This window comes from Pseudovibrio sp. Ad13, assembly GCF_001623225.1.
GTDB lineage: Bacteria > Pseudomonadota > Alphaproteobacteria > Rhizobiales > Stappiaceae > Pseudovibrio.
In genome coordinates, this window is record NZ_LMCC01000018.1 from 130,878 (window position 1) to 143,809 (window position 12,932).

At 48.9% G+C, this 12,932-nt stretch carries 11 protein-coding genes; 6 read left to right on the plus strand and 5 right to left on the minus strand.

Features of this window, described 5'->3' with window-relative positions:
• Window position 1 precedes the first annotated feature (1 nt).
• The 3 genes from PsAD13_RS22175 to PsAD13_RS22185 form a co-directional block, all read right to left on the minus strand.
• Complete coding sequence (locus tag PsAD13_RS22175) at window positions 2-1,018, minus strand: metalloregulator ArsR/SmtB family transcription factor (protein ID WP_208860167.1); 1,017 nt, start codon at window positions 1,016-1,018, stop codon at window positions 2-4.
• Window positions 1,019-1,235: 217 nt separating this feature from the next.
• Complete coding sequence (locus tag PsAD13_RS22180) at window positions 1,236-3,578, minus strand: mechanosensitive ion channel domain-containing protein (RefSeq protein WP_063319498.1); 2,343 nt, start codon at window positions 3,576-3,578, stop codon at window positions 1,236-1,238.
• A 155-nt stretch (window positions 3,579-3,733) separates the two neighbouring features.
• Window positions 3,734-4,819, minus strand: coding sequence for a DUF2336 domain-containing protein (locus tag PsAD13_RS22185; RefSeq protein ID WP_057465693.1), 1,086 nt, complete (start codon window positions 4,817-4,819; stop codon window positions 3,734-3,736).
• Between the two features lie 525 nt (window positions 4,820-5,344).
• On the opposite strand from PsAD13_RS22185, the gene PsAD13_RS22190 reads away from it, so the two are divergent.
• A complete protein-coding gene (locus PsAD13_RS22190) occupies window positions 5,345-6,232 on the plus strand; it encodes a LysR substrate-binding domain-containing protein (protein ID WP_063289973.1) in 888 nt (295 codons plus the stop codon).
• A gap of 204 nt (window positions 6,233-6,436) precedes the next feature.
• Complete coding sequence (locus PsAD13_RS22195) at window positions 6,437-7,039, plus strand: helix-turn-helix transcriptional regulator (protein ID WP_063289974.1); 603 nt, start codon at window positions 6,437-6,439, stop codon at window positions 7,037-7,039.
• Window positions 7,040-7,063: 24 nt separating this feature from the next.
• Here PsAD13_RS22195 and PsAD13_RS22200 read toward each other — a convergent pair whose 3' ends face one another.
• Entirely contained in the window at window positions 7,064-7,690 is a 627-nt protein-coding gene (locus PsAD13_RS22200; protein WP_057465690.1) for a metalloregulator ArsR/SmtB family transcription factor, read from the minus strand.
• 392 nt (window positions 7,691-8,082) lie between these two features.
• On the opposite strand from PsAD13_RS22200, the gene PsAD13_RS22205 reads away from it, so the two are divergent.
• Complete coding sequence (locus tag PsAD13_RS22205) at window positions 8,083-10,107, plus strand: diguanylate cyclase (RefSeq protein WP_208980530.1); 2,025 nt, start codon at window positions 8,083-8,085, stop codon at window positions 10,105-10,107.
• Between the two features lie 29 nt (window positions 10,108-10,136).
• Window positions 10,137-10,472 carry a DUF2293 domain-containing protein gene (locus PsAD13_RS22210; protein WP_057465688.1) on the plus strand — a complete coding sequence of 112 codons (336 nt, stop codon included), beginning with the start codon at window positions 10,137-10,139 and terminating at the stop codon, window positions 10,470-10,472.
• A 7-nt stretch (window positions 10,473-10,479) separates the two neighbouring features.
• Here the strand turns inward: PsAD13_RS22210 and PsAD13_RS22215 are convergent, their stop codons facing one another.
• Window positions 10,480-10,743 carry a hypothetical protein gene (locus PsAD13_RS22215; protein WP_063293931.1) on the minus strand — a complete coding sequence of 88 codons (264 nt, stop codon included), beginning with the start codon at window positions 10,741-10,743 and terminating at the stop codon, window positions 10,480-10,482.
• A gap of 260 nt (window positions 10,744-11,003) precedes the next feature.
• Here PsAD13_RS22215 and PsAD13_RS22220 point away from each other — a divergent pair, with 260 nt between their 5' ends.
• Window positions 11,004-11,903, plus strand: a complete 900-nt coding sequence (locus tag PsAD13_RS22220; RefSeq protein WP_063302568.1) for a glycoside hydrolase family 18 protein — start codon at window positions 11,004-11,006, stop codon at window positions 11,901-11,903.
• A 243-nt stretch (window positions 11,904-12,146) separates the two neighbouring features.
• Window positions 12,147-12,884, plus strand: coding sequence for a hypothetical protein (locus PsAD13_RS22225; RefSeq protein ID WP_063302569.1), 738 nt, complete (start codon window positions 12,147-12,149; stop codon window positions 12,882-12,884).
• Window positions 12,885-12,932 lie beyond the last annotated feature (48 nt).

A 12,932-nucleotide genomic window follows, 5' to 3' on the forward strand; every position in this document is an offset into this window, starting at 1 on the left:
ACTAAGCAAGCTCCTTGGTCTGATCCGCTACAGGCAGGTCGGTCACAACCCGACGATCCTGAGCGAGCCAAAGGGTAACGGTTAATTTGTCTTTCTCCCCCGCGCCCGGGGTAAGATCATTCGTTGAAACAAGCTCCAGATCAGCCTCGGAAAGCCAATTGCCCACTTGTCCCTGAGAAAAGCCAAGACGACGATGCGCATGCTTCTCTCGCAAAAACTCCAATTCGTGAGGAGCAAAATCTACAAGCAACAGACGCCCACCCGGCCGCAAAGCACGGGCAGCTTCCAAAATCGCTCGCCCAGGCTCTTCCAGATAATGAAGAACCTGATGAACCACAGTCAGATCAGCTGTGTCTGGTGCAACCGGCAACGCGTAAATGTCGCCCTGCCGCACCTGCGCTTTCTGCAAACCAGCACGGTCCAGATTGGCCCGCGCAACAGAAAGCATGTTCTGGCTGGCATCAATGCCAATGCCACGCTCGTACTGTTCACTGAACAACTCCAGCAAACGGCCGGTTCCAGTCCCCAGGTCCAGGAGGGTATCAAAAGACTTGGACCCCACGAGTGCACGCATCGCAGCTTCAACGGCAACTTCCGGCACATGAAGACTACGCTCCTTGTCCCAGTTGTTGGCACGTGCTGCAAAGAAAGCCGCCGCTTCCTCAGCCTTTGCACGGCGCAACGAAACCAATCGCTCATGGTCGGCAGCAAGTACCGGATCATCCTGCTCGCTCTGCGCAACAATGCGCCGCGCCAGCTCAGCCGGACCACCTTCACCAAGACGATAATAAACCCAGGCTCCTTCCGGATACCGCTTGATCACCCCTGCCTCACAAAGAAGCTTGAGATGCCGCGAAATCCGAGGCTGGCTCTGCCCAAGAATGACTGTAAGATCCTTCACGGTCAGCTCACCAAGCACAAGCAAAGCAAGCAGACGAATACGCGTCGTCTCTCCACAGGCACGCAAGCAGCCCACCAGGTCCTCTACAGGGAGTTTGCCTTCCGGTTCATTGTTCACTGTCGTTATCAAGCCTACTACCGCCACCAACTGATCGAATAATCTGATATAAAGATATCTTTATACGTATAATAACTCGATGACAAGGAGGAACATTCCCTTCTCGCACCAAAAGAGGAATAGTTTTTCTGAGTTTTCCTTGAAAATTGGCTGATCAAAAATCAACTCTGACATTACGGAGGGGCAAACAGAGCAAAAAAGCCAGGAATTACAACAGCTAGGCTTTTGGAGAGCCGTTCTGGTCATCCTCTTCAACCACAGGCAAAACAGCACCACCCACTGCCTTTTTCTGTGAGTCAGAGAAAGTTTGCCCACCAGCAGCCCCTTCATCGATCCTCACCTTCACCTCACGATGGGCAAAAGTGATGCCCTCGCGGTTGAAAATCTCCCGAATGCCTGCAAACACTGCTTTCCGCAAAACATACTGATCCCCAGGTCGCGTCGTAAATTTGACCCGCACAATCATCGCGGAATCTTCCAGAGCCGTGATGCCTTGAGATTGAAGTGGCTCCAGAAACTTCGGGCCAAGCTCAGGATCCTCGAGCAACTTGTCTCCCAGCAATGAGATCAACTCCCGCATCCGGTCGACATCCGTGTCATATGTGACCCGAAACGCCAACTTCATCATGGTCCAGTCACGCGACGAGTTTTTCACAAACGACAAATTGCCAAACGGAACCGTATTCAGGAGACCGTCCGACTGCCGCAGCTGCATGGATCTAATGGAGATCCGTTCAACCGTCCCTTCAACATTATTGGTGACATAAATGTACTCACCCGTTCGAAAGGCATCATCGAGCAAGAAAAACGCACCTGAGAAGATATCTTTGATGAGCGTTTGCGCGCCAAACCCGACAGCAAGCCCAACAACACCTGCACCAGCAAACAGAGGACCAATGTTCACCCCGATCTCCGAAAGAGCAACCATGCCGGAGAGCACAACAATAGAGACCAGCAGAAAATTCCGCAGGATCGGCAACAGCGTCGCCAACCGCCCCATCTTGGCTTGCCCACTTTTATCGCTTTCAGAGATTTCAATCTGACGCTGGATAGTAATGTGAACGGCCTGGTAAGCCATGTAGCCAAAGAACACGATCAACGCGACTTCCACCAGATTGCCAAACAAACCATCCTGCTTGAAAAGATTGATCCCCCACGCTTCAACGATCACCGCAAGACCAAACATCAGCGTCACAAGGCGGGCACCATGATCAAGCAATTGCCGGTAGGGCCGTCGGGCAGCCTCTTTTTCTGCCGCCAACGCTCGGGCTTCAGCATTGACCTCCTCAGGATTATAGGAATGGCCGGCCTGCTCTTCGACCTGCACAATCTCCTCAACAAAGGCATCCTGCAGTTTGTCGATGTTAATCGGCGGCAAAAGCCACTTATCAATGACAAGAAGTAAGATACCGTAGAGCAAGACGCTGGCAAAAATAGCCATAATCGGCGCCAGTAACAGGAGACTGTCATAGCTCAGTCCTAAGAGCAGGCGGTGGGCAAACACCAGCCACGCCACCAGAAAATACGCCAAAGCACCCAAATGCCAGTTTTGGCTGAACAACCTCCGCCAAACCCGCCGCCTCTCAGTGCTCGCATACTCCCCGGAAAACCAGCCTCCAATAGGCCTGCGAAAAATATAGCAAATCAACGCAGCAGAGACGGCCAGAAACAACCCACTTTGAAGATCAAGAATACGTTGAGCATTGGCATTGAGAGACAAATGGCTCATCCACCTGCCAAATGCCAGCAGGAAGAAGGCAACCCCGCCGCACAGAATAATGGCATTCAGAAATGACCGGGCAACGTCATCATCCAATGGCACAACACGGTGATGTTCATTCCCAACGGCCAGAAAGTTCCGCGTGAAAACCATCAAAAGCCGAAAGAAGAAGTAAAAACTCGCAAAGATCAGCGCAGCATGTCGAACACTCTCTGTATTACCGGAAATAACAAGAATGAGTCCGAACGTCACAATCACATGCAGAAAGATCGCAGCAACCTGCACCAGTGATCTTGAGAACAGAAATCCAATCTTCTCAGCCCTGCTCTCCGGCATCCCGCGATAAAATCGTAAAAGCCTTTTGGCAAACAACTTGTCTGCAAACAGCTCAACCACAAAACCAAGCGTGACAGCAAACAGCGTCAGCGCAAATATCTGCCACACCCACGAAACACTCGTATCGGGCCGCGCCCGCTCCAGTGCATTGTGGACGTGCCTGGGAAAGTTCCCAAGATCCTTCAAAACAGCATTCAGAGACTGGCTGGAGCGATCAATGTTCTCCAGCGAGAACAGCTCCAGTCCATTAGATAGCCCAAAAACAAGCGGTGCCCCTTCCATAGGAATAGACTCGCTTTGCACCACCATTTCCTGAGCATCAACCATAGGGTCTGCAACAACTGAGTTCTGGGTTTCTGGCGTTTGCGCAACAACAAAACTGATGTGCAGCAAAAGCCCCATACCAACCAAAACAGCGAGTGTCAGAAAGGAGATAAGGAAATTAAGAAAGCGATCCGCCTTAGAACTGTCAGAAGAAACTTTTTTGCTTTTTCTTATTTGCATCAATCCTGCTTTGGCTACACAACCCAATCAGCAGGAGTAAACACGAACAGCACCTAAAGTTGCTTTGGCAGAAACATTCGACTTTTGGACTAAATTGACCAAAGAAAAGGGCCGCACACGCGACCCTCACAAAACCACTTAAATTTTTGAATGGATCAGGCCATCCATTGCTCTTTCCAGGTAATAAATTGCTTATAGGCTTCTTGTTGGTCAAGCGCCTGATAACTCTTTAACGCAGTCTGACGCTGAGAGTTTGAAAGGCGGTAACGCCATGGCCCAATCTTCAGGAGAGCCTGAACAGTCATCATCCCAAAACCAGAGGCACGACACACCACGAGGAAAGGCTCAGTGTCATTTCGCACAGTCCAATGCTGCGCTTCTGCATGACCAATACCAGCCAGCATCGCAAACGCAGCAACCGCTTCAGCAAACCGGTCTTCCTCAGCATAAGCACGCAGAGCATTCTCAGTCAGTTTGCCTTCACGGACCAGCTCCATGACACGGCCACGACCAGTCTCAAAATCATACCGGCCCAGCCAGAATTCATTAGAAAGCTTGCCAGCCGCAATCCGAGCAGCTTTCGGCAGTTTCCCGGCAGCTTCGGTCGCGCCTTCTTTGATCAGAAGCTTGCGAACCTGCTCACTAGCGAAGTTGATAAGCGCTTCAATATGAGCATCTGCCAGATCTGCGCGCTGACCAAGGGCCAGCTGAAGGACTTCGTCCCCCTTCGCGTCAGTCATCAGCGAGTTCACACTGCGCTGACCAAGCACTGCACCATCATTTGCAGCAACAGTCTGTTTCACCTCAGTATTTCCAAGATTCACCAGCACATCACTGATATTCTCGGAAATGACATCCCGCTTCGCAATCGCCAGACGATGATCATCACTCTTGCTGCGCGCAATGCTCACCAGGTCACTTTCACGCAGCACGTTAGAGTTCCGTAAAAGCGGCTCTGCAATTTCAATTTCATCGAAAGCAAGTTTGCGAACAGTTTGCTCAGGCGCACGTCGCACTTCAGAAAGCTGTTCCGCCATATAACTCAGCGCATGCCGCTCAACCATTTCCGAGAGCCGCAGCATCACACCATCGTAAATATCGATCTGATCGTCAGAACACCGTTCCCATGTCCGCGCAAACAAAAGCGCAACATGACGCGCAAGCTCCGAACGTCGCTCAATATTGTTCTCAAGCGCGAGAGATTTGAAATCAACGATATGAGAAGCCAAGTCAGATGACATTTAAAACACCGATGGGATACGCAAGCTGATAAAAACTTATGGAACAGGATTAAACAAAACCTAACTCAATCTATTCTATTTTTAGTTAATTTAGAAAAAATAACATGCGATTTGCATGCTTCAAAAAGCGGAAAAACCAATAAGTTTTCTCCCGTTAGAACAGATTTCAGAAATTTAATTAAAAAGGTAAGTGACAACAACGAGTTACAAAAATATCACGGAGACTTAACAAGCTTCATCTATGTTGCGAGCAGACCCGCACTCGTTAATGACTTGTTTGCGACATGCGTTCTTTTTATCAAAGCGTCCCCAAATTATGAGTAACAGCATCAACGTTTTAAGGCCTGTCACTCACCCAATTCCTTACCAAAAGGTCAATTTCGTAAAACCAACCGTTTTGAGTCGCACCATGCTAGCAACCATGGAGTGCAACACCCCTTCATGATTTCAAGTCAGTAATCCAGTAATAATTAGATCAGAACATGTGAATTCAATTTCTTATATTGATAAGATATCCTGATCCTTATGCTTACGTTCAAACAACTCCGCTATTTCCTCGCCGTGCAACAGCATCACCACTTTGGCAATGCCGCAGAAGAAGTCTGTGTTTCCCAACCTGCACTCTCCATGCAGATCCGGGATCTCGAGAAAGAGCTAGGCCTTTGCCTTGTCGAGAGAAACGCACGTTCAATCCGGATCACACCGGAGGGCGAAGAAATTGCCAGAAGAGCCAACCAGATCCTGCGAGAAATGCAGGACCTTAAGGATTATGCAAAACACGCAGCATCCCCACTGAGTGGTATCATACGCCTCGGTGTCATCCCTTCACTTGCACCATACATTCTGCCCAAGCTGCTACCTGCTCTTATCAAGCAATATCCTGATCTTCAGCTCAATCTCCGCGAGACTTTGACAGCATCTCTGGTGAGCGAGCTAAAGCACGGCACCCTAGATGTTGTTCTCGCAGCCCTGCCCATCGAAGAACCGGAGCTTGAAGAAGTACCTATCTTTGAAGATCATTTCCTTTTAGCTGTGTCCAGCTCACGCAAAATAGATGAGCGTAAGAGGATGGGACCAGATGACCTGCATGGTGAGAACCTGCTGCTGCTTGAAGAAGGGCACTGCCTCAGAGATCAAACACTGAGCTTTTGTGGAGCAATTGGTCAAAATCAATCAGCTAACGTAGGCGCAACAAGTATAGCAACTGTCCTGCACATGGTCGCTGCCGGATATGGCGTCACTGTCCTGCCTGAAATTTGCGCAGATACAGAAATCGCAGACGATCGCATAACACTTTTGCGGTTTGCAGAGCCTCAACCTTCCCGTAGGATAGGTTTAATTTGGCGAAAAACTTCACCTAAAAGCGAGGATTACATGGCACTTGCAAGGTGTTTGCGTAACGTCACCAACTAATGAAACGAGTTAATTTAACCCGTTGCTGTGAATAACCGAAAAATATACCGTGCAACTGCATACGTATTATCGATTTCTCACTAAGCTATAGAATATGGATTAGAAGAACGACTCTTTTTAAGATGAACTTCCTTCCACTCAAATGCACACTATTACGCCATCAGCCGGTTTTAGTTGCTCGGTGTAAAACAGGAATCCACTAGCTTGAACCAAGAGACCGCCCATATTGTAGACCAAGCATTCTGCAAGTTTCTTGCAGACAGCCTTGACCGGCTACAAAAGGGCGTGGCCATTATTCAGGGTAATGGAACCATCCTGCAATGTAATGGGTTTGCAAAACGCTTGTTTGAGCAAACACCTCAGATCAAGGTCAGCACCGGACGGCTAGAGTTCACCGACCCGAGCCACCAGCGCGAGTTCCAGAACGCACAAAGTCTGGCCACAGCAACAATTGATCTGGATGTACAGCAAGAGCTCGTCCTCAGAAGAGATGAAGCATTTCTGCGCCCGATCCATATCGACATACGCCTGGTCGATACTGAGTTCGACGATCTCTTCTTTCTGTTCGTCACGGATCTGGAAATCCAGCAGCAAATCAACATCCAGAAGGCAACGGCCCTCTTCCGCCTGACGGATAAGGAAGCGATTGTCCTGGAGCAGCTGTCTGGCACGCAAACAGAACCTCAGATTGCTGCTGATCTGGATATTACGAAGAACACGCTGCGCACACACCGTAAAAACATCTACGCAAAGCTTAACGTGAGCAGTCGCGTGGAACTGGCAATGCTTCTGTCAATTCTGGTTTAAAAAGAACGTGAGGTCGCGAGCAGCTTAGTTGGGTGAGACCTTATAGAGACAACGCCGGTCACCTTTCAGGATATGCTCAACACGCTCGATGCGTACATCATCTCCCAAAACCTCCTGAAACAAATCAAGCTCTGATCGACAAAAGTGTTGGCAAGACCGGGCTGCAGCACAAATAGAGCAATGGTTCTCTGCAAACAGATAGCCATTCTCGCCATCCTTCAGAACCTCAGCCATATACCCTTCTTCACTGCGCTGTTCAGCAAGGCATTGTAGCTTGTCAGACAGGGTCTTTGCAGACTTCATCGCAGTTAGATAGGACTTCCGGGATTGATCAGCCCGCGCATCTATGAGGCGCTGGAGTCCTTCTTCCCCGTAAAGGTCTTTGATGTTTCCAAGCAGATCAACCAGCACACCACTATGGTTATCAGGAAACTTCCTGTTGCCTGTCTCAGAAAGACGCCAGGTTCTGCGAGGACGCCCCACAGTCCCTTTCAGGTCTTCAAACTCAACAAGATCAGCTTCCAGCAACGCATCAAGATGTTGACGCACGGCCACAGCCGTCACGCCCAAATGTTTGGCCATGGTTGCAGCTGTGTTCGGTCCGCGCGATTTCAGCGCGTACATCAAACGATCTTTCGTACGGTCACTCATAGGCATCTCATAGCACAATCGAAATTATATGAAAAGTTTTAGCTTTCCTAATAAAGTAAAAGCTGTAGTGCACCAACATCAGAAAACAACGCGAAGGAATCACTGATAACTTACCCATAAAATAGTATTGTCTTTGAACCATAAGAGATTATGCATCATAATTACTCTTCTACATATGTAATGCACAAATAAGAAATTTCACTTTTCACATAAATCAGAAAAGTAGACGGTGCTTATCCCCATTTTCCTAAAATTTACCTAGTATTTTTATAGTATTCACATAAAGCTTGCCCCTTAATTCTCACAGAGCCCCCCGCTTTCCTTTTGCGTAAAAGCACATAATCCCTATCAATAAGGGCGTGGTAAATAATTGGTTGATAGTGGTGGGAATGATGTCTGAAGCAGGCAACGCAAAATACAATATCGAGTACCCGGCATATAAAACGAACCTGCATCCAGTAGAGATGCCCCCGCAGCCATTCGCTCAGTCTGTCCTGCGCGTCTACGAGAAACTGTTCGAGCTCCCGACCTTCATCATGGTCAATCAATCAGAAACAGGGAGTGGTTCAGAGCTTTTCGTTTCAGATAGCATTCATCCCTATAAGAACCAGCTCAACAATCTTCTCTCCAAGATTACGGAACTTCCAATCTGCGGAGATGATGTGCAGATTTTCCCACATAGGTTTAATGGCGAAGACGCACCCTCAACTGCTAGGTCATCGCATCTCGCAACGCAGTTCATCGCACTCATGCCTCTCTCCCTCCACGAGCGAGTGATCGCCGTCGTGGGTATTCTCTGCAAGTCCGATGCAAACAACACTGCCCATTTTCCCAGAACACATTTCCAGCCAACCACACCTTCAGATCAACTCATAAATGCAGACCTGACCAAAAAGCTCAAAAGCTTCAGAAACCTGGCAAGAATTCTCGTTCCCGGTCTGCTCCGCATCCTCTCAACAAACGATTTGTGCAGCACACTCTCAGTCAATGCCAAGGTGGCAACAAAATACTTGCTACCACCAGAGCAAGCCAATCCGCGAGAAATCTTCACAGTCTGCAATATTGACCCGTTGACAGGCCTGCGAACCAGAGAGAGCTTTGAGCAACTTATCTCCGACGCCATAGAAAGCGTGACAAACCCAGATCAACGCGTGGCCTTGTTCTATGTCGATCTGGATCATTTGAAAGTCATCAACGACGCTCACGGGCACGCTGCAGGCGACGCAGCTTTGGTGGCTATTTCTGACCGTTTGAAGCAGATGGAATGTGAAAACGTCACCGCTCTCAGATTAGGCGGCGATGAGTTTGCACTGCTCTTAGAAGACACCACATGTCATCAGATCAGAGTATTGCTTGAAGAATTGCCAGTATCTCTCAGTCACCCGATCTATCATGAGCACAGCGAAATACGACCCAAGGTCAGCATTGGCGCTGCAGTATTCCCACGCCACGCAAACACTGTGAAGGAACTGCAGGATAGTGCCGACACAGCTCTGTATCATGCAAAAAAGAGGGGCCGAAATCGGGCCAGCCTGTTCAATCAGGTCATGCGTACCCGGTTGGAACGGCAGGTCACCCTTCAGCAAACCGCAAAACAGGCACTCTTGCAAAACCAGGTCGGAACAATCTTCCAGCCCATAAGGTTCGGCCAAACAAGCCAAATACGAATGTTGGAGGCACGGCCAGAATGGCCGTCTCAGATTTTAGAAATTGCTCGTGGATGTGACCTTTCAAACATCTTCGACAGCGCAAGCTTCAGTAATGTTCTTGGCGAGACAACAATTGCAGCCATCATTCACACCATGCGCGCCTGTCAGAACACTCCAATGCAACATTGGGAGTTCCTGTTCCGCGTCCCCGTTCCCTCTGTGTTAAAGGAAGGGTTCTGCGATGATCTCAGCTACCTTCTACAGGAAAACAATGTATCGCCAGACAAGTTCACATTGGAGATCCCCTCGCGTGTTCTCTTAAGAGCCAACGCTCATATCCTCATTGGTCAGCTGAATGAGCTAACAAACACAGGCGTCAAGTTGTGCATCAACCACTTTGACTCCGGCGGACTGAAGATTGAGCATTTCCAGAAACTGAAGATCTCCTACATCAAACTACACGCGGGCTCTGTAGAACGGCTGTTTGAAGATGATAAAACAACACGATTACTCTCCGCTGCAACTGAGTTCGCACATGCCTTGAACATCGAGATCATCCTTTCGGAAATCAAAAATGCAAACACCGAAGAGAAACTGAGAAAATTAGGAGCAGAATACGTTCAAGGTGCATTCTATGGTCCAGAACAACGCTTTTCTGAAATTTACAAGAAACACGTGCTCGGCATCTCGCCAGATCCCATCCAGAGAGTAAAAACAAACATGGCACGTAGAAGAATATCGCGCCTGCCATCATCCATGATAAATTAGCGCGCAACACCAGCGCAAAGAGATCATGTGTGAGCAAAACCAAAAGACAACGAGCGATCAGCGACGCCCTAAGCACGCTTATTCCGCATGTTCCATTTCTGGATGCTTCGGAAATACGCAGCAAAGCCAACCAACAGCACCTGCGTCACCTCCCAGCTCACATTGCGGTTCTGCTGGCAACAACCAGCTATGTGCGCCATCAATATACTGACTACGATGATTTACTGGAAGAAGGTCTGGACCGGGACGCTGCTCGTTACTGCGTCGCAGATGAGATGGAAGCCACCATCACATCATGGGGCGGAAGCATCACCGCCGGGGAACTGCTTGCCGCTCCCAATGAAAGCGGCGAGCAAGATCAGTAGCTACAAATTATCGGCAAACACCAATAATCCAAGTAAACGCAAGCGCTACAAGGCACAGTGCAGGGATGATGATCGCAGCATACCCGAAGAATGCAATTGCCAAACCCCAGCCAACAAAGAAGTTCGCGCAGAAATAGTATTTTGCTTCACTGTTGCCATGCACAGCATCTTTGAACAACCAGCCGATGATTGGAACAAGGAAAAGAAGCTTGAAGAAGAGTGGATCATTATCCTGCTGATCTTCAGCAGAAGACAGAGTTGTATCGCTCATTACAGTGCCCGTTATTGATTGATGGGGGGAAGAACACAGAGTTGACTTACATCAATTTAACATTCACGCGCATGCGTCACATCAGCACATCTACGTATGAAGCATGAATATAGATGATGGTTCATTTCCCATCACCAGGCCCAAGTCTCACGTATAACTCTAAAAGCATTAACTAAAACACACTTATCAGATCACGACCTCTCCTGATTTTCGTCAGCTAAACGCGAGCTCATTGAGCACAAGAGAAAAAAGGAAATCAGATGCCAAATAAAGAAATTGTCGGCTACGCTCTCAGCACGAATACGCAGCTCATCGCTGAGATGGCGCAAAGCGATTATACAACAGTCATTCTTTGCTTTGTCGTGAGCGATGAAGCCGGAAATCTCTCCCCAAGCACAGAACTTCAAGCCATGTTCAATGCACCGGATTTGATCAGTAATCTGAAAAAAGCTGGCAAACGTGTCTTGATTTCAATCGGTGGCGAAGTCTTTACAACTGCTGCCTGGGCCGCCCTTTCAAACAACCTCGACAACACAGCACAACAGCTAACTAAGATGGTAATCGACCATGGCCTTGATGGTGTTGATATCGATTGGGAGGATACCAACTACTCTGGATATGACGCCCCAACTTTTCTGGCTGATCTATCGAAGGCGTTAAAATCAAAACTTCCTGAAGACCAGAACTTCGTAACACATGCACCGCAAGCACCATACTTTTATGGCGGAGCCGGGTACTTACAAGTGTACGTTGATGTAGCCAAGAATGCTGGAGACACAGTCGATCTTTACAACATCCAGTACTACAACAATCAGTGGTATGTCGGTGAAACAGCTGAAGAGGAGACAGGAAAAGTCGCGGGTACTGAGCCGGTTGGCGGAAGTACGTTTCCTTCCAGCATTATCGGAATCGCATCAACCGGTGTTCCAATCTCCAAGCTTATTCTCGGCAAACCGACCACGCTGCAAAATGTCGTCGGCTCAGCCGCAGTAAACGGCTACCTGCCCGCTGATGAGATCGTAGACAACCTCATCACACCTCTACTCGCAAAAGAACCTGACTTTGCCGGCGTGATGGGGTGGCAATATCCCACTCAATACGGTTCAGATACAGGCACTGATGAATGGGCAGCAACCATGGCAAAGGCGCTTGGTAACTGATCCTAAGCTATCAGCGAACGGCGGGGCAGGCCCTGCTCCGCCACTCAGAAGCAAAACCCCACCTAAAACCAAATAGTGGTTTCCCAAACGCCGATCCAAAACAATTTCGTGATCAGTGCCGAGCAGCACGTAATGCACGCTGCACATTCCCTATTTTCTCCCTCAAAGGTTGCAGCAATACAGGGACCAGACAGCCCTGTCTGATGACGCGGCCTTCAAGTTTTCAAGCGAGGAGAGGATCTCATGCCAAAGTTCGGACTGTCTCTTAAACTGCAAGTCCCACCATTGCAGCTCAACCAACCTCAGCAACAGGCTGCTACCAACCACCAAGCCAACAAACCAGGAGGTTTGGCTGGTAAGCAGGACGCGATTGCGCAACAAGTGAAAGACCTGCCGGCACCAGTATTCCGCCCTGCAGCAAACCCACCAAACTTCGAAGCAGCAAAGAACAGTGGCTGGGGGTCAGAGAACAGTGGTTGGCGAACGCTCAATATTGAGAGCCAGGACAGCTTCATCCACACCAAGCGCATTGATCCGAACGCAAAAGGTGAGTTTGCGGGTGACAAAATTCATTTAAGCATCGAGCCTAGTCAGGTACCACAAGCCTTTGATGCCATTAACACACTTCTCTTTTCGGAAGACTCTCCGGTCGATAAATGGAAAGTAACCGACATGACACGCGTGACAGAAGGCTCACGCGTACAAGTCGGTGCTCAATTTACTCTTTACCTGCGCCCAAGTGCTGAAGATTCCCAGTACACGGCGCAAGATTTGAAGAATGATAAATCCTTTGTCGAAACCATCGAGCAGAAACTCTCTCATGCAGGTATCCAACCTGGTGAACGACCAGCGTCAGACGTTGCTCCACACCATTGGGACTTTGCCAGCTATCGCAACGAAATTCGAAGCGACCGCGATGGAGGTGCTGCGCAGACAGAAGCTTTGCGGCGTGAACCTGTCTTCGAGCTGCTAACCATCTAGTAAAACAACAAAAAAGGCCCGCAAAGTGCGGGCCTTAATTCTTTCAAG